23 protein-coding genes are annotated in these 19,324 nt (G+C 71.7%); 13 read left to right on the top strand and 10 right to left on the bottom strand.

The window, feature by feature from the left end; genetic code table 11:
- Positions 1-83: 83 nt before the first annotated feature.
- The 4 genes from ACFWPQ_RS32635 to ACFWPQ_RS32620 form a co-directional block, all read right to left on the bottom strand.
- Positions 84-515 carry a DMT family transporter gene (locus tag ACFWPQ_RS32635; RefSeq protein WP_384042652.1) on the bottom strand — a complete coding sequence of 144 codons (432 nt, stop codon included), beginning with the start codon at positions 513-515 and terminating at the stop codon, positions 84-86.
- A gap of 46 nt (positions 516-561) precedes the next feature.
- Positions 562-882: a multidrug efflux SMR transporter gene (locus ACFWPQ_RS32630; RefSeq protein ID WP_089103923.1), complete on the bottom strand. Its 321-nt coding sequence runs from the start codon at positions 880-882 to the stop codon at positions 562-564.
- A gap of 236 nt (positions 883-1,118) precedes the next feature.
- On the bottom strand, positions 1,119-1,775 hold the full coding sequence (locus ACFWPQ_RS32625; RefSeq protein WP_384042649.1) for a DsbA family protein: 657 nt from the start codon (positions 1,773-1,775) through the stop codon (positions 1,119-1,121).
- Positions 1,772-2,275: a nucleoside deaminase gene (locus ACFWPQ_RS32620; protein ID WP_384042646.1), complete on the bottom strand. Its 504-nt coding sequence runs from the start codon at positions 2,273-2,275 to the stop codon at positions 1,772-1,774. Before ACFWPQ_RS32620 ends, ACFWPQ_RS32625 begins: the two co-directional genes overlap by 4 nt.
- 228 nt (positions 2,276-2,503) lie before the next feature.
- On the opposite strand from ACFWPQ_RS32620, the gene ACFWPQ_RS32615 reads away from it, so the two are divergent.
- The 9 genes from ACFWPQ_RS32615 (at position 2,504) to ACFWPQ_RS32575 (ending at position 10,722) form a co-directional block, all read left to right on the top strand.
- A complete protein-coding gene (locus tag ACFWPQ_RS32615) occupies positions 2,504-2,953 on the top strand; it encodes a MarR family winged helix-turn-helix transcriptional regulator (protein WP_384042643.1) in 450 nt (149 codons plus the stop codon).
- Positions 2,954-3,417: 464 nt separating this feature from the next.
- Positions 3,418-4,896 (top strand): AMP-binding protein, encoded by a 1,479-nt coding sequence (locus ACFWPQ_RS32610; protein ID WP_384042641.1) that lies wholly within the window; start codon positions 3,418-3,420, stop codon positions 4,894-4,896.
- The gene (locus ACFWPQ_RS32605; RefSeq protein WP_384042639.1) at positions 4,893-5,150 is read left to right on the top strand and encodes an acyl carrier protein; all 258 of its coding nucleotides are present in this window, start codon (positions 4,893-4,895) and stop codon (positions 5,148-5,150) included. The genes ACFWPQ_RS32610 and ACFWPQ_RS32605 overlap by 4 nt, the downstream gene beginning before the upstream one ends.
- A gap of 115 nt (positions 5,151-5,265) precedes the next feature.
- A complete protein-coding gene (locus ACFWPQ_RS32600) occupies positions 5,266-5,640 on the top strand; it encodes an ectoine synthase (protein ID WP_351716749.1) in 375 nt (124 codons plus the stop codon).
- A 142-nt stretch (positions 5,641-5,782) separates the two neighbouring features.
- On the top strand, positions 5,783-6,919 hold the full coding sequence (locus ACFWPQ_RS32595; RefSeq protein WP_384042817.1) for an acyl-CoA dehydrogenase family protein: 1,137 nt from the start codon (positions 5,783-5,785) through the stop codon (positions 6,917-6,919).
- A gap of 26 nt (positions 6,920-6,945) precedes the next feature.
- Positions 6,946-7,632: a transglutaminase family protein gene (locus ACFWPQ_RS32590; RefSeq protein WP_384042637.1), complete on the top strand. Its 687-nt coding sequence runs from the start codon at positions 6,946-6,948 to the stop codon at positions 7,630-7,632.
- An 83-nt stretch (positions 7,633-7,715) separates the two neighbouring features.
- Positions 7,716-8,525, top strand: a complete 810-nt coding sequence (locus tag ACFWPQ_RS32585; protein WP_384042634.1) for a maleate cis-trans isomerase — start codon at positions 7,716-7,718, stop codon at positions 8,523-8,525.
- Positions 8,522-8,758, top strand: coding sequence for a DUF6253 family protein (locus tag ACFWPQ_RS32580; protein ID WP_384042632.1), 237 nt, complete (start codon positions 8,522-8,524; stop codon positions 8,756-8,758). Before ACFWPQ_RS32585 ends, ACFWPQ_RS32580 begins: the two co-directional genes overlap by 4 nt.
- A 176-nt stretch (positions 8,759-8,934) precedes the next feature.
- Positions 8,935-10,722 (top strand): sulfatase-like hydrolase/transferase, encoded by a 1,788-nt coding sequence (locus ACFWPQ_RS32575; protein WP_384042631.1) that lies wholly within the window; start codon positions 8,935-8,937, stop codon positions 10,720-10,722.
- Positions 10,723-10,755: 33 nt separating this feature from the next.
- Here ACFWPQ_RS32575 and ACFWPQ_RS32570 read toward each other — a convergent pair whose 3' ends face one another.
- The 3 genes from ACFWPQ_RS32570 to ACFWPQ_RS32560 are packed head-to-tail and all read right to left on the bottom strand — an operon-like array spanning position 10,756 to position 13,295.
- Complete coding sequence (locus tag ACFWPQ_RS32570; RefSeq protein WP_384042629.1) at positions 10,756-12,096, bottom strand: lanthionine synthetase LanC family protein; 1,341 nt, start codon at positions 12,094-12,096, stop codon at positions 10,756-10,758.
- Between the two features lie 9 nt (positions 12,097-12,105).
- Complete coding sequence (locus tag ACFWPQ_RS32565) at positions 12,106-12,879, bottom strand: IclR family transcriptional regulator (RefSeq protein WP_384042626.1); 774 nt, start codon at positions 12,877-12,879, stop codon at positions 12,106-12,108.
- Positions 12,876-13,295, bottom strand: a complete 420-nt coding sequence (locus ACFWPQ_RS32560; RefSeq protein WP_384042815.1) for a MarR family winged helix-turn-helix transcriptional regulator — start codon at positions 13,293-13,295, stop codon at positions 12,876-12,878. The genes ACFWPQ_RS32565 and ACFWPQ_RS32560 overlap by 4 nt, the downstream gene beginning before the upstream one ends.
- A gap of 230 nt (positions 13,296-13,525) precedes the next feature.
- Here ACFWPQ_RS32560 and ACFWPQ_RS32555 point away from each other — a divergent pair, with 230 nt between their 5' ends.
- The 4 genes from ACFWPQ_RS32555 to ACFWPQ_RS32540 are packed head-to-tail and all read left to right on the top strand — an operon-like array spanning position 13,526 to position 17,307.
- Entirely contained in the window at positions 13,526-14,443 is a 918-nt protein-coding gene (locus tag ACFWPQ_RS32555) for an SDR family NAD(P)-dependent oxidoreductase (RefSeq protein ID WP_384042624.1), read from the top strand.
- Positions 14,443-15,318 (top strand): amidohydrolase family protein, encoded by an 876-nt coding sequence (locus ACFWPQ_RS32550; protein ID WP_384042621.1) that lies wholly within the window; start codon positions 14,443-14,445, stop codon positions 15,316-15,318. The genes ACFWPQ_RS32555 and ACFWPQ_RS32550 overlap by 1 nt, the downstream gene beginning before the upstream one ends.
- Positions 15,319-15,328: 10 nt before the next feature.
- Entirely contained in the window at positions 15,329-16,855 is a 1,527-nt protein-coding gene (locus ACFWPQ_RS32545; protein WP_384042618.1) for a long-chain fatty acid--CoA ligase, read from the top strand.
- Positions 16,852-17,307, top strand: coding sequence for a MaoC family dehydratase (locus tag ACFWPQ_RS32540; protein ID WP_384042615.1), 456 nt, complete (start codon positions 16,852-16,854; stop codon positions 17,305-17,307). The genes ACFWPQ_RS32545 and ACFWPQ_RS32540 overlap by 4 nt, the downstream gene beginning before the upstream one ends.
- Here the strand turns inward: ACFWPQ_RS32540 and ACFWPQ_RS32535 are convergent, their stop codons facing one another.
- The 3 genes from ACFWPQ_RS32535 to ACFWPQ_RS32525 all read right to left on the bottom strand — a co-directional run bounded on the left by ACFWPQ_RS32535 (position 17,308) and on the right by ACFWPQ_RS32525 (position 18,781).
- On the bottom strand, positions 17,308-17,793 hold the full coding sequence (locus ACFWPQ_RS32535) for a hypothetical protein (protein ID WP_384042612.1): 486 nt from the start codon (positions 17,791-17,793) through the stop codon (positions 17,308-17,310).
- Positions 17,794-17,887: 94 nt separating this feature from the next.
- The gene (locus tag ACFWPQ_RS32530) at positions 17,888-18,652 is read right to left on the bottom strand and encodes a Crp/Fnr family transcriptional regulator (protein WP_384042610.1); all 765 of its coding nucleotides are present in this window, start codon (positions 18,650-18,652) and stop codon (positions 17,888-17,890) included.
- A gap of 3 nt (positions 18,653-18,655) precedes the next feature.
- Entirely contained in the window at positions 18,656-18,781 is a 126-nt protein-coding gene (locus ACFWPQ_RS32525) for a hypothetical protein (RefSeq protein WP_384042607.1), read from the bottom strand.
- Between the last annotated feature and the right edge of the window lie 543 nt (positions 18,782-19,324).

The following is a 19,324-nucleotide window of genomic DNA, read 5'->3' as shown; positions in this document are numbered from 1 at the left end:
CGAGCCCGACGGTCCGGGTCGGCGGGAGGCGGTGACGGTTTCCGGCCGACCTGACCCGGACCGCCGCGCCCGGCCCGTGCCCCTCAGCGTTCGGCGCCCTGGGTCTCCTGGAGCCGGGCGGCGGTCGGTCGGCTGTCCCGGGCGCCGTCGACGGGCTCCTGGGTGCTCGTCGGCCGGTCGGCGAGCTTGAGCCACACCACTCCGATGATGATGACGCCCAGCCACAGGGCCTGGACCGGCGTGAGGGCCTCGTCGAAGAAGACGGGGCTCAGCAGGGCCGCACCGGCCGATCCGATGCCGGCCCAGACGGCGTAGCCGATGCCGACGTCGATGGCGCGCAGCGCGACGCTCAGTGCCCAGAGCGTCAGAAGGAAGAACACGACGGCGACCAGCGACCACGTCAGACGGGTGAAGCCGTGGCTTCCGCCGACGGAGAGCGCATAGCCGACTTCGAACCCTCCGGCGAGCAGAAGCATGAGCCAGGCGTTGGCCGAGGAGCGGCCGGTGTTCGACATGAGGTGAGTCCTCTCGTGAAGATGGGGCGGGCGACGGCGGGGATCCTCAGGCGGCACCGCTGAGCTGCAGGCCGACGACGCCGGTGATGATGACGGCGATGCCGAGGGCCTTGCGCCAGTCCAGCCGCTGGCCGAAGAGCGCCGCCCCGAGCAGGGTGATGCCGACGCCGGCGACCGACGTCCAGATGGCGTAGCCGACACCGACGTTGAAGGTCAGCAGCGCCCTGCTGAGGAAGTAGGTCCCGATCGCACCGCTGAGCAGGGTCACGACGGTCCACTTGCGGTTCTTGAAGCCCTCGGCCTTGCCGGCCGCGATGGCCACGAGGATCTCGAAGACGTCCGCGATCGCGAGGTAGAGCCACTGCATGGGCGTTCCTTCCGTTCGGTTCGTTCGGTTCATTGGGTTCATTGGGTTCGTTGGGTTCGTTGGGTTCGTTGGGTTCGTTCGGTTCGTGCGATGGAGGTCGGCGGTGCGGGGCCGGCCCGCCCCGGGGTCCGCCGTACCGCGGGCACGGCGGTGGGCACGGCCGGGCGACGGTCCGCCGGTCGTGGGGTGGTAGCGCGGCCGGGCGCCGTGCGCCCGCCGCGGTGCGTGTGCAGGTGTCAGCAGCCGTCGATGCCGCAGGCGGCACCGCGGGCGACGGCCTGCTCGGCCTGGGCGTCGAGCACGGCCTTGCGGATCTGGGCCGCGGAGGGGACCCCCTCGATGCGGTGGCGCTCGCCGACGACGAGCGTGGGGACGACGGAGACCCGGTACGCCGCGGCGGTCCGCAGCGCCTCCTGGTGGGCCTCGGTGTAGGTCCCGGCCGTGAGCGCCGCGGTGAAAGCGGTTTCGTCCAGGCCCAGTTCGGCGGCGACGGCGCCGAGGACGTCCAGCCGTCCGATGTCCCGGTTCTCCTGGAAGAAAGCCCGCAGCACACGCGGGGTGTATTCCGCGCCCTTGCCGTGCTCGGCCGCGTAGCGGTAGCCCTCGAACGCCAGCCGGGTGTAGGGCTGCGGGGAGACGGTGGGCAGAGTGATGTCGACGTTCATCCGGCGGGCCGTCGGATACACCGACCGCGCCCAGATCGCCGGCAGGTACTCGTCCTCCGGCCGCAGTGTCGGGGTCGGGTGGGGCCGCAGTTCGAACGGCATCCACTCGATCTCGACGTCCAGGTCGTGGGTGGCCTCGTGCAGCGGGCCCTCGGCCAGCATGCAGAACGGGCAGACGTAGTCCGACCAGACCTTGATGCCGACCCTGCCGGTCTCCGTTCCGGTCACATCCGCCTCCGGCCAAGGGCGAGGAAGTCTTCGAACGGCTGCGTCGCCTCGGGGATCGGCAGCGAGGTGACCTTGATCTGCCAGGCCGTCGGGTCCTCGGCGAAGATCGAGTACGACCCCGAGTAGTCGAAGCCGTACCGGGCGGCCGTCGCGCGGTCGGCCACATGGACGATGTGGCCGACCCTGAAGTAGAGCGAGGCCATGTAGCACAGGGCACAGGGCTCGCCCGAGGCGATCAGCGTGGCACCGGCGGTGGCGTGCAGCCCGTACTCGGCGGCGGCCTCGCGCAGCGCGACCACCTCGGCGTGCGCGGTGGGGTCGGAGTCCTCGTGGACCCGGTTGAAGCCGGTGCCGAGGATCCGGCCGTCGTTGACCACCACGCCGGAGAACGGGATGCCGCCCTCGGCGACGTGCTCGCGGCTGATCCGCACCGCCTCGCGGGCGTACTCGGTCAGCTCGCTCTCCTGGATCTCGGAGATCTCGGAATCGGAAGGGGACATCGTCGCTCCTCGACTCAGACCGTGGTCGGACGGCGGCGGACGCACAGGGAGGACCACGGGCGCAATAAGCCCTTGGAAGCGTTGGTGCTGGGCATGAGACCCTCGATAGTTGTTTGTACGTGCATGTTATTTGTCTGTACAAGATCCGCCGGAAGAATCGAGCGGAGAGCTAAAGCTTGCATGAACATGTATCTTGTTGTCAACGCGCCGCCGGAGAGGGAGCTGCCCATGACGACCACGATCACCTACGCGTCGGCCGCCTCGTCCGACCAGGCCATGTGGGGGAGGGTCCTCGCCCTGCACGCGCACGTGGAGCGCCAGCTCACCCAGGCCCTGCAGCGCAGGCACGGCATAGGCCTCTCCGAGTTCCGGGCCCTGGAGTGTCTCGTCCAGGCCAAGGACGGCGAGCTGCGCATGCAGGAGCTCGCCGACAAGGTCGGGCTCGGGCAGAGCTCGGTGACGCGGCTGGTGGGGCGGCTCTTCGCGGCCGGCTTCGCCTTCCGTGACCTGTGTCCCGACGACAAGCGCGGTGTCTACGCGGTCATCACCGACGACGGCAGGCGGCGCTACACGGACGCGCGCGGCACCTATTCCGAGGTCCTCAGCGCGGCCCTGAACACCGCCGGTGCCGCCCCTGAGCTGGCCGGTACGGTCCAGGCGCTGCGCAGCGCCCTCTGAGCGACTCCGCGACTCCGCGACGCCGTCGCCCCGGCCGGCTCCGGCCGGAGGAGAGAAAGCCCTTGTCGAAAGCCGTCCTCCGGGACGGCTTTCGGCGTTTCCGCACGCGGTGGGGGTGTGTCCAGGTGAACGCCCGGCTCCATGCGGCGCACCCTTCCTTCAACACGGTGACGCCTCGATGAAAGCCGTTTCGGCGGCCCGAAACACATAGTTCATCAAGCAAACTTGACGCCCTCATATGCCTGGTGGCCGGTGATGCGCATCACTGATTGCAGGCACATGTACATGCTTGACTCTGCATGCATCGCATGTACGGTTAGTCGCGGATCGATCACGGGGGAGTGATGCGGAGCCGGCCGAGCTGATGGCTGCCGGGCTCCGCGGGTTCTATGGCGCGACTCGAGCGCCGTCACCCCCCTCGGCATGTCGCTTTCGACGGACAGCTGCACGAAGTGGGGGAAACTGTGCCATCACCACGCCTTTTTGACGCGCTCGCCGCGCACGCCCGGCGCCGGCCCGATCAGGTGGCCCTGATCCGGGGCGCGCGGCAGGTGACGTACCGCCGGCTGGCCGGCCTCGCCGAGGAGCTGGCCGGCGCCCTGGCCGGACTCGGGCTCGACCGGCGGCAGCCGCTCTGTGTGCCCGCGCACAAGACGCCCGAGACGATCGCCCTGTTCCTCGCCGCCTTCCGGGCCGGCCACGCGGTGCTGGCGCCCTCGCCCGAACTGGGCCCCGCCGCCCGTGCCACGCTCGCCGCGCAGGCCCGGTGCTCCCGGACGCTGACCGTCGACGCCCAGGGTGTGCTCGACACCGCTCCGGTCGAGCCGGACGAAGAGGCCGCCCGGGGCTTCGACACCGTGGACCCCGCCGCCGCGCCCCTGCTGCTCACCACCTCCGGCTCCACCGGCACCCCGAAGATCGTGCCTGTCCCGGGCGACGGCTTCGACCGGTTCGCCGACTGGGCGGCCGACCGGTTCCGCCTCACCGCGCAGGACACCCTGCTCAGTTACGCGCCCCTGAACTTCGACCTCTCCCTGCTCGACGTGTGGACCGCGCTGCGGCTGGGCGCCCGGGCCGTTCTCGTCGAGCAGGAGCACAGCGCGGACGCCCGCCACCTGCAGGACCTGATCACCCGGCACCAGGTCACCTTCGTCCAGGGCGTGCCGATGCTGCACCGGCTGCTCGTCCAGGACGGTGCCGTGCATCCCGCGGTCCGCACGGTCGTCTTCACCGGGGACGCGCTGCCGGAGGCACTGCTGCGACAGCTCGGCACGGCCTTCCCCGGCGCCGGCTTCCACAACGTCTTCGGGTGCACCGAGACCAACGACAGTTTCCTCTACGACGCCGATCCCGCGGTCGCCGGTGACCAGACCCCCATCGGCCGGCCGCTGCCCGGGGTGCGGGCCCTGCTGCTGGACGCCGAGGGACGGGTCCTCGACGGCCCCGGCACCGGCGAACTCCTCGTGACCACACCGTTCCAGACCTCCGGCTACCTCCAACGCTCCCGCAACGAAGGGGTGTTCGTACCCGCCCCGGACGGCGGTGGCGAGGTCTTCTACCGCACCGGCGACCTCGTCACCCGGGACGCCGACGGCCTGCACCGGCTGCAGGGGCGTACCGACTTCCAGGTCAAGGTCCGCGGGGTGCGGACCAACGTCCAGGAGGTCGAGAACGTCCTGGCGGCCCACCCCGAGGTCGCCGAGGCCGCCGTCGTCGCGATCCCCGACCCGGAGGCCGGCTACCGGCTGCACGCCCAGGTGACCCGGCGGCCCGGCACCTCGCTCACCTCGCTGAGGCTGCGCTCGCACAGCGCCGAGCGCCTGCCCCGGCACGCCATCCCGTCCTCCGTGCACGTGGGCGACACCCCGCTGCCGCGCACGTCCACCGGAAAACCCGACCGCAACCTCATCAAGGCAGCACGACAGAAGGGAAATCCCGCATGACCTCCCTGGCGGACGAGATTCGCGGCTATGTGGTCGCCGAGTTCCTCGACGGAGAGGACACGGCCGACCTGACCGCCGAGTTCGACCTCATCGACAACGGCGTGGTCGACAGCCTCGGCGTGGTCCGGATCGTCTCGCACCTCTCCAGGACCTATGCGATCCCGATCGACGACATCCCGCTGACCCCGGACAACTTCCGCAGCATCGGCGCCATTTCGGCATTCGTCGAGACCGCGGCGAAGACCGCCGCCTGAGCCGAGCCGGCTTCCGGACTTCGGCGGAGAACCCGGCACCGGAGAACCCGGCACGAACTCCGGAGCGCTTCCAGGAAAACCTCCGGACGAACCCCTCACACACCAGGAGACACGAATGATCGTCCGCAGCACCAGCGAGCTCGCCGCCGTCGAGTGGGGCAACGGCACCAGCCACCGGCTGCTCACCGAGGCCGACGGCATGGGCTTCACCGTGTGCGAGACGCTGGTCCGCAAGGGCACCACGAGCGCCCTGCAGTACCGCCGCCACCTCGAGGCCTGCTACTGCACGGGTGGCTCCGGCGAGGTCGTCACCGCGTCCGGCGAACGCTACAAGATCACCGAGGGCACCATCTACGCCCTCGACGAGAACGACGCGCACTATCTCGTGGCCTCCGACTACGAGGACCTGAGACTCATATCCGTGTTCAGCCCGGCCCTGCGCGGCGACGAGAAGCACACGCTGTCTCCGGACGGCTTCTCCCAGTACTGAGTTCCGCGATCCGGGGCCCGCCCCGCCGGCCGCGGCGCGGGCCCCGGCCCCGACCAGCGACGTACCGGAAGGCAGCACACGTATGACACCCGCACCGTCCGCACCGCGGACCACCGACACCGACTCCGACTCCGACTCCCGCATGGACACCCGCACGGGCACCGGGCCGGACCCGTACACCCTCGCCGCCCCCTGGGCGGACGAACTCAACCACGACGTCGAGGAGTGGGACGCCCGGGCGGAGTTCCCCTGGGAGAAGTGGAAGACCATCCAGCGCTCCGGGCTGCTCACCGTACCGTTCGAGACGCGGTACGGCGGCCGTGGCGGCACCCTGACCGACACGATGCGCGCCCTCGAAGGGCTCGGGCGCACCTGCCGCGACGCCGGCCTCGGTTTCTCCGCCTCCACACAGATCGTCAGCGTCGGCGTCCCGCTGCAGGCGTTCGGCTCCGAGGAGCTCAAGGACCGATTCCTGCCCCCGGTCGTCACGGGCGACCTGATCACCGCGCACGCCATCACCGAGCCGGGAAACGGCTCCGACGCCCTGAACATCTCCACCACCGCGACCCGGGACGGCGACGACTACGTCGTCGACGGCGGCAAGATGTTCATCACCAACGCCCCGATCGCCGACCTCTTCCTGCTGTACGTGCGCACCGGGAAGCCCGGCCCGTTCGGCCTGAGCGTCTTCCTCGTCGAGCGGGACACCCCCGGCCTCAGGGTCGGCGAGCCGCTCGGCAAGATGGGGCTGCGCACCTCGCCGCTGAGCGAGGTGACCTTCGAGCGGCTGCGGGTGCCCGCCACCCGGCGCATCGGCCAGGAGGGCGCCGGCTTCCTGATCCTCGACCACGTGATGAAACGGGAGATCCTCTTCTCCTTCTCCCTCACGCTCGGCGAGATGGAGCACCGGCTGGAGCGCGTCCTCAAGTACGCCAAGTCCCGCCGTCAGTTCGGCGAACCCATCGGCGCCTTCCAGGGCGTCGCCCACAAGATCGCGGACATGAAGATCGCGGTGGAGACCGCCCGCAAGTGGCTCACCGACACCGGCGCCAAGGTGGCGTCCGGCCAGGACGCCGCGATCGACGTCGCCGCCACCAAGACCGTGGTCAGCGAGGCCAACAAGCGCACCGCGCTCGACGCCGTCCAGATCTTCGGCGGCCAGGGCTATCTCACCGCCACCGGAATCGAGCGGGACGTCCGCAACGCGGTCGGCGGAACCATCTACTCCGGCACCAGCGAGATCCAGCGCAACCGCATCGCCTCCCTCCTGGGCCTGTGAGCCGGAAGCCGACGAAAGGGTCACCCATGAACGCACTCACGCCGGACGACCTGCGCAGGCTCACCGCGCCCACCGACTTCCTCGACCACGAGAGCGAGGCCGTCCAGTCCTTCGTCGACGAGGCGGTCACCGACCGCGGCGCCGACAAGCGCCGGCTGGCCGTCGAGCTGTACCACGCCGTCCGTGACGACGTCTTCTACGAGGTGTACGGCGCCGACCTGTCCGAGGAGGGCCTGCGGGCCAGTCACACCGCGGCCACCCGCAAGGGCTTCTGCCTGCACAAGTCGGCGCTGTACGCGGCGGCCTGCCGGGCGGTGGGCATCCCCGCCCGCGTCCACTACGGCGACGTGCGCAACCACCTCGCCTCGGACCGGCTGCGCGCCCACATCGGCGGCGACGTCTTCTTCCACGGCCTCAACTCGGTCCATCTGGATGGCAGGTGGGTCAAGGCCACCCCGGTCTTCAACAAGATCCTGTGCCGCCTGTACGGGATGAGGCCGCTGGAGTTCGACGGCACCGCCGACAGCCTGCACCACCCCTTCGACGACCAGGGCCGTAAGAGCATGGAGTTCCTGACCGACCACGGCGGCTTCGACGACGTTCCCTACGAGTTCGTGATGGCGAACATGCGCCGCAAGCACCCCGGCTTCCTGAACGCCGACGGCACCGGCACGGTCCGCGGCGGCTCGCTGGCCGCCGAGGCGTCCGCCTGATGCGGCCCGACGGCCCGACCGGCCCCGACGGCCCCGCCGCCCCCGACGACCTCGACGGCCCCGGATCACGAGGAGACACGGAGATGAGCACCATCCGAGCCCAGCAGGACGGCTGGGAGGCGCGGGCCCGCATCGGCCTGGTCGTACCGCACGCGGACGTCGGCCCGGAGTCGGAGTTCCAGGCGATCGCGCCCGAGGACGTGTTCGTGCACGGCTCACGCGTCCACTTCGGCGCGATGCGGGCCGGCGGCGAGATGGACCCGAAGATCCCGCACGACCCGGTGCGGGCCTTCGTGGAGCCGCCGCACATCGACGACGCGGTGGAACTGCTGGCCGCCGCCCCGCTCGACGCGATCGCGCTGGGCTTCACCAGCTCCGCCTACGTCCTCGGCGCGGCCGGCGAGAAGGACCTGTTCGCCCGGCTCGCCCGGGTCACCCGCGGGCTGCCGCTCACCGGCACCACCACGGCGGCCGTGGCCGGCTTCACCGCGCTCGGCGCCCGCCGGATCGCCCTCGTCAACCCGCCGTGGTTCGACGACCGGCTGTCCGGGCTCGGCGCCGACTACTTCACCGAACAGGGCTTCGAGGTCGTCCACCACGGCCCGTGCGGGCTGCCCAGCAACCAGAAGCTGATCACCCCCGGGGCGCTGTCCGAGTGGATCCGCACCACGGTCGCCGGGCACCGGCCCGACGCCGTCCTCGTGGCCGGCAACGGAATCCGCGCGGTGGGCGTCATCGACGCACTTGAGGCGGAACTGGGCTTCGCGGTCCTGACCGCCAACCAGGTCCTGTTCTGGCACGCCCTGCACCTGGCCGGAGCGGCCGGGGCGGCCCACGGGATCACCGGGTACGGGCGGCTGTTCTCCGCCGAGCCGCCGGGCGGCCCGGCATGAGCCTGCTGGCGGCCGACGGGCACGTCGCCCTGTTCGTCACCGACGAGGGGGACGCCCGCCGGATCCCCCTCGTCTGCTGGCGCGACGACGGCACCTCCGTGCACGGCATGGTCCTCCACCGGGGCGCCCTGCGCCGGGCCGAACACCTCCCCGGCTTCCGCCGCTACGCCCACCCCCTGGAGGACGACACGCCCGTGCCCCGCACGGGGGCGCCCGAACCGGCACCCATGTGACCGGGGCCCGCGCCCGTCTGTGATCATTCTGATGTCGTGGAGCGGGAACCTCCGGCCCCCGGATTCCCTCTCACGAGTCGAAACAGAGCGTTCACAGCGTGTGCATGGTCCTGGACGGACGGCTGCGATCACCATCGGTCCAGGACCACGTGCCGCCGTCACACCGGGGGATCCGTATGCCCAGCCGCCGCCGTTTCCTCACCGGGGCCGCCGCCGCGCCCGTCGCGCTCGCGGCGGTCGCCGGGTGCGAGGACGGGGACGCGGCACAGCCGGCCGCCGAGCAGCCCCGGCCCACCGTCAAACCCGCCGTGGCGGCCCCGGCCGCGCAGCACCCGTCCGACCGGCTCAACTTCGTCGTGATCCTCGCCGACGACCTCGGCTACGGCGAACTCGGCTCCTACGGCCAGCAGCTGATGCACACCCCGCGCCTGGACACCCTCGCCGCCGAGGGCCTGCGCTTCACCCAGGCCTACGCGGCCGCCCCGGTGTGCGCGCCCTCGCGCTGCTCGCTGCTCACCGGCCTGCACGGCGGGCACGCGACCGTGCGCACCAACCCCTGGGGCCCCGGCGGCCAGGGCGCCCTCACCGACCGGGACTTCACGTTCGCGGAGGCGCTCAGGGCGCTCGGCTACCGCACCGGCCTGATCGGCAAGTGGGGCTTCGGACCCAACGCCCCGGACCAGCCGAGCCACCCCAACGCCCGTGGCTTCGAGGAGTTCTACGGCTACCTCACCCACCACCACGCCCACGACTACTTCCCCGAGTACCTGTGGCACAACGGCACCCGCGAGGAGATCCCGGCCAACCAGGGCGGTGCCCAGCAGGTCTACGCCCCCGACCTCATCTCCGAACGCGCCCTCGGCTTCCTGAACACCCACCGCGACGAGCCGTTCCTGCTCTACCTGGCCCCGACCGTGCCGCACGCCCCCAGCAAGGACCCGCACGTCGGCGCGTACGCCGACCGCCCCTGGACCGGGCCCAACAAGCGGCACGCGGCCCAGGTCACCACCTTCGACACCCTCGTCGGCGACGTCACCGACAAGCTCACCGCGCTCGGTCTCGCCGACAACACCGTCGTCCTCGTCACCAGTGACAACGGCCCGCACGAGGAGGCGGGCACCGACCCCGACCTCTTCGACGGCAACGGCCCGCTGCGCGGCTACAAGCGGAACCTGTACGAGGGCGGCATCCGCGTCCCCTTCATCGCCTGGTCCCCGCGGCACGTCAAGGCCGGCACCACCGACCGGCCCACCCCGCTCACCGACCTGCTGCCCACCCTCGCCGACCTCGCGGGCGCCCCCGCCCCGGCCGACGTCGACGGCCTCTCCATCGCCCCGCTGCTGCGCGGTTCCGCCGCTGCCGCCCGCCACGACAGCCTCTACTTCTACCGCAACCACGACGGCGTCACCGCCCGCCAGAACGCCGCCGACCAGGGCCGCGGCGACCGGCTCGCCGAGGCGCTGCGCAGCGGCGACCTCAAGGCCGTCCGCTTCGCGCCCGGCCAGAACCGCCGGGTCCCGGACGACCAGTGGGACGTGGAGCTGTACGACCTCGCCCGGGACCCCGGCGAGGAGCACGACCTCGCCGCCGCCCGGCCCGCCCGGGCGGACGCGCTGGTCAAGCTGATGCACGCATCGTGGGCGCCGGTCTACCCGCGCAGACCCTTCGGCGTGACCCTCGAAGTCGGCGGACGGGGAACGGAGTTCACGGTCACAGCCACGCTCGCCAACGGTTCCGCGCGCCCCTGGAACGCCGCCCGGCTCACCCTCGACACCCCGAGCGGCTGGCTGGTCCACGCCCGGGACGCGGCCACCGCGCCCCGCCTCGACCCCGGCGAACGCCACACCGTCCACTGGCGGGTCACCCGCCCCCAGGTCTCCACCGCCACGACCCTCACCTGCCGGGGCACCGCCCACCACGGGGACGACGAGATCACCTACACGGCGACGGCGACGCTCACCTGACCGGCGCCGGCCGCTCACCCCGCACCCGCGCGCTCACCCGACCAGCGTCGGCCGCTCACCCCGTACCCGCGCCGGTACCGCCCACCACTGGTCCGGGCGGTCCACGACCGAGGCGTCCGGACCGGTGTCGAGGTACCGGGCGAGGCGCAGCAGGTAGGCCGCGATGCCCGCCGCGCCCTGCATCCAGGAGGTGCCCGGCGGCAGCAGCGGGGACTCGATGCGGTACTCGACGAACCGCCAGCGGGCGCCGGCCCCGTCCCGGACCGCCCGCTCCACGAGCGCGTCGCCCATCCGCACCGCGGCGCCCACCAGCGTGTCCGCCCGCGGCGTCCCCGCGAGGTCCTGCGCCGCGTCGAGGAGGACGTCCCCGACGCCCGCCGTCCCGCAGCAGCGGCCGTCGTTGTCCCAGAAACCGGGACGCAGCCGCTCCGGGAGCCCCGAGGTGAGGATCGAGGTCAGGCAGCGCTGCCGCAGTTCCTCGACGTCGTGCCCCGCCACCTCGGTGACGCCCGCGTGGGCGAGCGCCGCGAACAGGTGCGAGGTTCCCGCCGGACCGTGGCACCAGGTGTACGTCACCGGCTCCACCTCCCGCTTCGAGGGCGGGATGGTGTGCGGGACGACGAAACCGCCGTCCGCGAGCGAGCCCATGGCCAGCACATGGCGGGCCGCGTCCACGGCGGCTGCGACGAAGTCCTCGCGGTGCAGTGCCGCGCCCGCCACCGCCAGTGCGGCGCCCACCCCTGCGGCGCCGTGCGAGTAGTTCGGGCAGCGCCATTCCGTGCTCGGCGAGATCCCCCAGTCCAGGCCCGTCTCCGTGCGGTCCGCCATCCGCAGCAGGGCCTCGCCGCCGGTCGTCGCGATCGGCTCCGCGAACTCGCCGCCCGCCCAGACGGCCGTCATGACCACGCCCGCGACGCCCATGATGATGTCGGTGAGGGGCGCGTCGGAATCCGGCACGAAGCCGGTGGTGGTCCGCCAGCCCTCGGGGGTCGCGAGCTCGGTCAGTCGCCGCAGCACGACCGCCTCGCTGCCCGGGGTGAGCAGGCGCAGCGCCGTGGCATGGCCCGCCAGGCCGATGTAGAGGGAGGGTTCGGCCACGACGGGTGCCTGCGCCGACAGCCGGCTCACGATCCCGGCCGCCAGGGTCTGCTCCGGCGCGCTCAGTGCCCGGTACCGCGCGATCTCCGCCAGGGCCGGGGCCAGGCCCGCGATGCCCGAGTACAGCGAGTCCCGGTCCTCGTCGGGCGAGGGGGCCTCGGGGTCCTCCTCCGGCACCGACTCCGGCAGCCAGGGGCCCTCGTCCTCCCGTACCTGCCCCAGCACCCATGCCCAGGCGGCCTCGCCCAGCTCTCTGTACACGTCACTCGTCGTCACCCGGACACGTTACCCGGCCTCGCCGGGCGCCTGGTCCGGCTGCCAGCCCAGCGCCCGGGAGATCCCGCGGGCCGCCAGCCGCACCGCCGGGACCAGCACCGGTACCTGGGCGTCGGCCTCGGGCACCACCACCGATACCGCCGCGACCACCTGTCCGGTCGCCCCGCGCACCGGAGCCGCCACCGACAGCGCGTCGTCGGTGACCTGACGACTGCTCACCGCGGCACCCGTACGCCGGACTTCGGCCAGCGAGCGGCGCAGCCGGTCCGGATCCGTGACGGTGTACGGCGTGAAGGATGCCAACGGGCTCGCGCAGTAGTCCTGTTGGAAGCCGGGCGGCTCGTGTGCGAGCAGGGCGAGCCCCACCCCGGTCGCGTGCAGCGGCCAGCGGGCGCCCACCCGGATGTGCACGCCCACCGCCGAACGTCCCGACAGCCACTCGATGTAGACGACCTCGGACCCGTCCCGCACCGCCAGCTGCACGTTCTCGTGGGTGGCCTCGTACAGGTCCTCCAGGTACGGCAGGGCGATCTGCCGCAGCGCCAGACCGCGCGGCGCCAGCGCGGCCAGCTCCCAGAGCCGCAGGCCCACGTGGTAGAAGCCGTCCGCGTCGCGTTCCAGCGCGCCCCATGCGGTGAGCGCCCCGACCAGCCGGTGGGCGGTGGTCAGGGAGAGCCCGGCCCGGCGGCTGATGCCGGACAGGCTCAGCGCCGGATGCCCGTGGTCGAAGGCGGCCAGTACCGCGAGCAGCCGGTCGGTCGCGGACCGGGCGGCGGCGGTCATGGCCGGTCGGCGACGCGCAGCAGCAGGGCGTGGAGCGCGGCCCGCTCGGCGGGCTCCAGCGGGCCCAGCAGGTCGTTCGTCACGCGCTGGCCGGCCTCGTCGGTGTCCCGCAGGAACTCCCGCCCGGCCTCGGTCAGCACGACGATGCGGCTGCGGCGGTCGTCGGGGGAGGGGCGCCGCTCGGCGAAGCCCAGCTTCTCCAGGTCGTCGACCAGGCCGACGATCGCGCTCGGGTCGTAGCCGAGCCGGGCGCTCAGCTCCCGCTGGAGCGAGCCCTCGGAGCCGGCGAGGAAGCGCAGCACCGCGTAGTGGCGCAGCCGCAGCCCCGACTCCTGCAGGAACGTGTTGAAGAGCTGCCCCGAGCGCAGGCCCAGGCGGTACAGCAGGTAGCCCGTGTCCGCGTGCAGCCCGCGCATCCACGGCTCGTCCGCGTCGATCGAGGTCGGGTTCTCGGTGTGCCGGCGAGTGATGGCGGTCTCCCTGGTACGGGCCCCGGCGACGGGGCGGGCGGTCGGACAGATTCCAGCATGAGGCACCCGTAGGTCGGCAACAACTATTGACGACAACAATTATTGCTCTTAGCTTCGATCTCGAAAGCCGCAGGTGGCCCCCGGGGCCGCCACCGTCGTCTGTGAAGGGACCGACCGTGCCCACCATCGATCTCACCGGCAAGGCCGCCGTCGTGACCGGCAGCGGCCGGGGCCTGGGCCTCGCCTACGCCCATGCCCTCGCCGCCCACGGCGCCTCAGTGGTCGTCAACGACGTGGACGAGACCGTCGCCGAGCAGGCCGTGAAGTCCATCGCCGAGGCCGGCGGCACGGCCGTGGCCGAGGTGGTCCCGGTCGGCACCGCCGAGGCCGCGGACCGGCTCGTGAACCGGGCGGTCCAGGAGTTCGGCCGCCTCGACATCCTGGTCACCAACGCGGGCATCCTGCGCGACAAGGTGCTGTGGAAGATGACCGACGAGGACTTCGACGCGGTGATCGCCACCCACCTCAAGGGCACCTTCACCTGCGCCCGCGCCGCCGCCGTCCGGATGCGCGAGCAGGGCGAGGGCGGCACCCTGATCCTGGTCGGCTCCCCGGCCGGCCAGCGCGGCAACTTCGGCCAGACCAACTACAGCGCCGCCAAGGCCGGCATCGCCGCCATGGCCCGTACCTGGTCGATGGAGCTGGGCCGGGCGGGCATCACCGTCAACGCGATCGTCCCGGTGGCCGCCACCGCGATGACCGAGACCATCCCGGCCTTCGCCCCGTACGTCGAGGCCATGAAGAACGGCGAGCCGCTCCCGGGCTTCCTGCGCAGGGGCGAGGGCTTCGGCACCCCCGACGACTGCGCGGCCGTCGTCCCCTTCCTGGCCTCCGAGGCCGCCCGGGGCATCACCGGCCAGGCCATCGGCATCGGCGGCGACAAGGTGGCACTCTGGTCGCATCCCCAGGAGGTCAGGGCGGCCTACGCGGACGGCGGCTGGACCCCGGACACCCTGGCCGACGCCTTCCCCACCTCGGTCGGCGCCGAACTCCAGACGGTCGGCATCCCGGCGCCCAAGCTCCCGGAGGCGTGATGGACATCGAGGCTCTCACCGCCATCGACGTCCACACGCACGCCGAGGTCTCCTCCCGTGGACACTCCTCCCTCGACGACGACCTGCACGACGCCTCCGCCGCCTACTTCAAGGTCGAGGGCGCGCGGAAGCCGACGATCGAGGAGACGGCCGCCCACTACCGGGAGCGGAACATGGCCGCCGTGATCTTCACGGTGGACGCCGAGTCCGCGACCGGCACCGCGCCGGTACCGAACGAGGAGGTGGCGGAGGCCGCCGCGGCCAACGCCGACGTGCTGATCCCGTTCGCCTCCGTCGACCCCTTCCGGGGGAAGGCCGGCGTCCGGCAGGCCCGCCGCCTGGTCGAGGAGTACGGGGTGAAGGGTTTCAAGTTCCACCCCAGCATCCAGGGCTTCTTCCCGAACGACCGCGCGGTGGCGTACGGCCTGTACGAGGTGATCGAGGAGACCGGCACCATCGCCCTCTTCCACACCGGCCAGACCGGCATCGGGGCCGGTGTCCCGGGCGGCGGCGGGATCCGGCTGAAGTACAGCAACCCGCTCCACGTGGACGACGTGGCGGCCGACTTCCCGCACCTGAAGATCATCCTGGCGCACCCGTCCTTCCCCTGGCAGGACGAGGCGCTCGCCGTCGCCACCCACAAGCCGGGCGTGCACATCGACCTGTCCGGCTGGTCGCCGAAGTACTTCCCGCCGCAGCTGGTGCAGTACGCCAACACGCTGCTCAAGGACAAGGTGCTGTTCGGCTCCGACTTCCCCGTCCTCACCCCCGACCGGTGGCTCGCCGACTTCGCGAAGCTGCCGATCAAGGACGAGGTCCGGCCGAAGATCCTCAAGGAGAACGCCGCCCGCCTGCTCGGGCTGACCACGTCGTAAGGGGCCGTAGATGCGCAACGAGGGACTGGGGTCGTGGCCCGCACGCCGGGCCCGCAAGACCCCGCACCGCACGGCACTGGTGTTCGGCGGGCTGCCGACCGACTACCGCGCACTGCACGCACGCACCACCCGCCTGGCCCACGCCCTGCGCGCCCGGGGCATCCGCCGCGGCGACCGCATCGCCTACCTCGGCCCGAACCACCCCGCCTACCTGGAGACCCTGTTCGCGGCCGGCACCCTCGGCGCGGTCTTCGTCCCGCTCAACACCCGCCTGGTAGGGCCCGAGATCGCCTACCAGCTCGCCGACTCCGGCGCGAAGGCCCTCCTCTACGGCCCCTCGCACGCCGGCCTGGTCGCCGGTCTCCCCGGCACCACCGACATCCGGACGTACGTCGAAGTGGGCCCGGAGTACGAGGAGTTGCTGGCGGCCGCCGCCGACGACCCGATCGACGAACCCGTCGTGCCCGACGACACCTGCATCATCATGTACACCTCGGGGACGACCGGGCGCCCCAAGGGCGCGATGCTCACGCACGGCAACCTCACCTGGAACGCGCTCAACGTGCTGGTCGACACCGACCTGATCGCCGACGAACGGGCCCTGGTCTCGGCCCCGTTGTTCCACACGGCGGGCCTCAACATGCTCACCCTCCCGGTCCTCCTGAAGGGCGGCACCTGTGTCCTGGTGGAGGCCTTCGACCCGGAGGCCACCTTCGACCTGATCGAACAGCACCGGATCACCTTCATGTTCGGGGTCCCCACCATGTTCGACCAGGTGGCCCGCCACCCCCGCTGGCCGGACGCCGACCTGTCCTCCCTGCGCATCCTCACCTGCGGCGGCTCCCCGGTCCCGACCCCGCTGATCGCTCTCTACCAGGAACGGGGGCTGACCTTCCTGCAGGGCTACGGCATGACCGAGGCCGCACCCGGCGCCCTCTTCCTCGACTCCGAGCACGCGATCAGCAAGGCCGGCTCGGCCGGCGTGCCGCACTTCTTCACCGACGTACGGGTGGTGCGGCCCGACCTGACCCAGGTCGACGTCGGCGAGCCCGGCGAGATCATGGTCCGCGGCCCCCATGTCATGCCCGGCTACTGGGGGTTGCCGGAGGAGACCGCGGCCTCCTTCGCGGACGGCTGGTTCCGCAGCGGGGACGCGGCCACGGTCGACGAGGACGGCTACGTGTTCGTCGTCGACCGCCTCAAGGACATGATCATCTCCGGGGGCGAGAACATCTACCCCGCCGAGATCGAGGACGTGCTCCTCGCCCACCCCGGCATCGTCGAGTGCGCGGTGATCGGCGTACCGGACGACAAGTGGGGCGAGGTGCCGCGCGCGGTGGTCGTGCCCCGCGAGGGCGCCGTCCTCGACCCCGACGAGGTGCTCGCCTCGCTGGCCGGGCGGCTCGCCAAGTACAAGGTCCCCAAGTCCGTGGTGCTCGCGGACGAACTCCCGCGCACCGCCTCCGGAAAGCTCCTCAAGGCCCGCGTGCGCAAGCGCTACGGCTCTCCCGACTCCCAGCCAAGGAACCCCACATGACCGTCACCGTCAACGGCCTCGACGAACTGAAGAAGCTCGCGGGCAGCGACCTGGGCACCAGCGACTGGATCGAGGTCACCCAGGACCGCATCGACACCTTCGCCGACGCGACCGGCGACCACCAGTGGATCCACGTCGACCCGGAGCGGGCGGCCGCGGGCCCCTTCGGCGCCCCGATCGCCCACGGCTACCTCACCCTGTCGCTGTTCATCCCCCTGTTCACCGAGCTGCTGGACGTCCAGGGCGTCTCCACGAAGGTCAACTACGGCCTGAACAAGGTGCGTTTCCCGTCTCCGGTGAAGGTCGGCTCCCGCATCCGCCTGGCCGGCCGCCTGACGGAGGTCGAGGAGGTGGCGGGCGGCGTGCAGATCGCCGTCGACGGGACGATCGAGATCGACGGCGGGACCAAGCCCGCCGCCGTGCTGCAGAGCCTGTCGCGGTTCTACGCCTGATCAGGCCGCTCTGCGCAGCGTACGGATGTGCCGCTGCGCGGTGCCGGCGGCGTTCTTCAGCTCGATGCGGGCGTGCTCCTGTCTCATCGCGGCCTCCAGCTGTGCGGTGAGCTCGGTGCCGCGGACCTGGCCGGTGGCCGGTCCCGGTGGAAGTCCCGTGGCCAGGTAGCGGTCCAGGCAGCCCACGACGGCCTCGAGTTCGGGGCGGACGGCTTCCGTGGCCTGTGCGGTGTCGTCGAGGAGGTGGCGCAGGCCGCGCAGCGACTCCAGGTCTCCGGCGCGGCACGGCTTGTGCGTCCGGTCGCAGAGCATCTCGACGAGCGTCCTGAGGTAGGTCGCGGCGTCCGCGAGGTCCTGGGCGTCGTCGTCGGACCTGCGCATCCGCTTCACCCAGGCCGAGTTCTTCCGCTGGTGACGCAGGGTGAGGACGCCGACGACGGCCACGACCGCGCCGGCGGCGGCCGACACGGTGGGGCTGAAGAGCATGGGCGTGATCCGTTCGTGAGAACGCGCGGACACCCCTCGGGCAGGGGCCGGGAACGTCCGCGGGTGGGGACGGGGAGAACAGGTGGGCGGGGGCCTAGGAGAGCCGGGCGACGGTGCGGAGCGACGGAAGGTCCGTCACCACGAACCTGCGGTAGCCGCTGCGCAGCACGCCGTCCGGGAGGAGACCGCCCTGTCCGGCGGGTGTGCGCAGCTGACGGAGCGTGTGCTCCACGGTCGAGACGCCCAGCAGCAGGGCGTCCGCGATGTCCTTCTGGCTCGGGCCCAGGATGGTGAGGTGTCCGGGGTCGTCGGAGCCCGCGGTGCCGGCGACCTCGGCGAGATGGGCGAGCAGCCCGCAGACCCGTTCCAGCGGCGGACGGGTCATGGTGCCGTAGATCATCTCGTCGGTGCGGTTGCGGTCCTCCAGGCTGCGCAGCAGGGCGAGTTGGATGCGTGGGTGGCTGCGCAGCAGGCTGTTCATTCCCGCGACGGGGCAGGGCATGACCCAGGTGGTGGTGAGGCAGGTCGTCCTGACCGATGCCGCCGGTTCGATGAGCTTGGCCTCGCCGAGCAGTTGGCCCACTCCGCGGAACCGGGTGATCTTGGGTGCGCCCTCGGCGGTGCCGAAGGGGTGACGCTCCTGCCGGACGCAGCCGCCCAGCACGATGTACACCTGCTCGTCCGCCGGTCCGAGGGGCAGTTCCTCGTCGCGCTCGAGGACGCGGCTCTCCGCACCCCATTCGCCGACCAGTAACGGCCAAGATCCGGGCGGGAGTTGGTCGAGAAAGCTGCGGGCGGGCATGGTCTGGCGTCCGTTGAGGACGTCAACGGTCCGGAAGGCGTCGACCTTCGGGACCACGGGTCAGGCTCCGGTCGTGGGCGCCGCGCCGGCGGTCGGGCGGCCGCGCCGTGGAACCGGGGGGCCGTCGTCACGCTGCGTCAGGTGGGTGGGGGAGGTGCCGAAGCCATCGGCGATGGCGGTGTTCATCGGTCTGAAGTCCTTCTTGCCGGTGCGAGTGGGATCCCGGGTGCGCCACTGGCTGCGGCACACCCGGACGACGGGTCCAGGTCCTCTCTCTCGCGTTGGGGATCCGGTTGGTTAGTCCGGGCTGCGAGGCGAAGACGTTTTCACAAACTACCCCCCTGCCCCGGGAAATCGCCAGTCACTGATGACGGAGAGCGAAGTTTCCTGTCGGGGCGCCGTCCGCCGGGAAATCACTCGGGGGAGGGAGTTCCCGAACCGGCTCGACGATGCTGTGATCTGTATCACATCGACCCCGGGAGGTGGTGATCGGCGCGGGTTTTCCGGGGGGTCGGATCATTGAAAGTCCATGCGTCGCTCGGCGTGGATATTTCCCGCGGATGAGCGGAGGTGGGCCCAGGTGTAAACGCCGGATAAAATGAGGAGGCCCCGGGGAACCACCCCCGGAGCCTCCGGAAAGGGCCCGGACCCGTCGAGGTTCAGACCGGTACCCAGTAAACACCACCTGCTAGGAAAAGGTCACACCGGGTGGCAACTCCTCGGCCCGGA

Source organism: Streptomyces sp. NPDC058464 (genome assembly GCF_042721035.1).
Classification (GTDB): domain Bacteria; phylum Actinomycetota; class Actinomycetes; order Streptomycetales; family Streptomycetaceae; genus Streptomyces.
This window is presented reverse-complemented; position numbering and strand designations above follow the sequence as displayed.

Coding starts and splice junctions, on each gene's coding strand:
- ACFWPQ_RS32615 (WP_384042643.1), top strand. CDS start 2,504: ATGACGACCACGATCACCTACGCGTCGGCCGCCTCGTCCGACCAGGCC.
- ACFWPQ_RS32590 (WP_384042637.1), top strand. CDS start 6,946: ATGAACGCACTCACGCCGGACGACCTGCGCAGGCTCACCGCGCCCACC.
- ACFWPQ_RS32630 (WP_089103923.1), bottom strand. CDS start 882: ATGCAGTGGCTCTACCTCGCGATCGCGGACGTCTTCGAGATCCTCGTG.
- ACFWPQ_RS32560 (WP_384042815.1), bottom strand. CDS start 13,295: ATGCGCGGGCTGCACGCGGACACGGGCTACCTGCTGTACCGCCTGGGC.
- ACFWPQ_RS32620 (WP_384042646.1), bottom strand. CDS start 2,275: ATGTCCCCTTCCGATTCCGAGATCTCCGAGATCCAGGAGAGCGAGCTG.
- ACFWPQ_RS32600 (WP_351716749.1), top strand. CDS start 5,266: ATGATCGTCCGCAGCACCAGCGAGCTCGCCGCCGTCGAGTGGGGCAAC.
- ACFWPQ_RS32545 (WP_384042618.1), top strand. CDS start 15,329: ATGCGCAACGAGGGACTGGGGTCGTGGCCCGCACGCCGGGCCCGCAAG.
- ACFWPQ_RS32525 (WP_384042607.1), bottom strand. CDS start 18,781: ATGAACACCGCCATCGCCGATGGCTTCGGCACCTCCCCCACCCACCTG.
- ACFWPQ_RS32540 (WP_384042615.1), top strand. CDS start 16,852: ATGACCGTCACCGTCAACGGCCTCGACGAACTGAAGAAGCTCGCGGGC.
- ACFWPQ_RS32585 (WP_384042634.1), top strand. CDS start 7,716: ATGAGCACCATCCGAGCCCAGCAGGACGGCTGGGAGGCGCGGGCCCGC.
- ACFWPQ_RS32535 (WP_384042612.1), bottom strand. CDS start 17,793: ATGCTCTTCAGCCCCACCGTGTCGGCCGCCGCCGGCGCGGTCGTGGCC.
- ACFWPQ_RS32580 (WP_384042632.1), top strand. CDS start 8,522: ATGAGCCTGCTGGCGGCCGACGGGCACGTCGCCCTGTTCGTCACCGAC.
- ACFWPQ_RS32565 (WP_384042626.1), bottom strand. CDS start 12,879: ATGACCGCCGCCGCCCGGTCCGCGACCGACCGGCTGCTCGCGGTACTG.
- ACFWPQ_RS32595 (WP_384042817.1), top strand. CDS start 5,783: ATGGACACCCGCACGGGCACCGGGCCGGACCCGTACACCCTCGCCGCC.
- ACFWPQ_RS32635 (WP_384042652.1), bottom strand. CDS start 515: ATGTCGAACACCGGCCGCTCCTCGGCCAACGCCTGGCTCATGCTTCTG.
- ACFWPQ_RS32605 (WP_384042639.1), top strand. CDS start 4,893: ATGACCTCCCTGGCGGACGAGATTCGCGGCTATGTGGTCGCCGAGTTC.
- ACFWPQ_RS32575 (WP_384042631.1), top strand. CDS start 8,935: ATGCCCAGCCGCCGCCGTTTCCTCACCGGGGCCGCCGCCGCGCCCGTC.
- ACFWPQ_RS32550 (WP_384042621.1), top strand. CDS start 14,443: ATGGACATCGAGGCTCTCACCGCCATCGACGTCCACACGCACGCCGAG.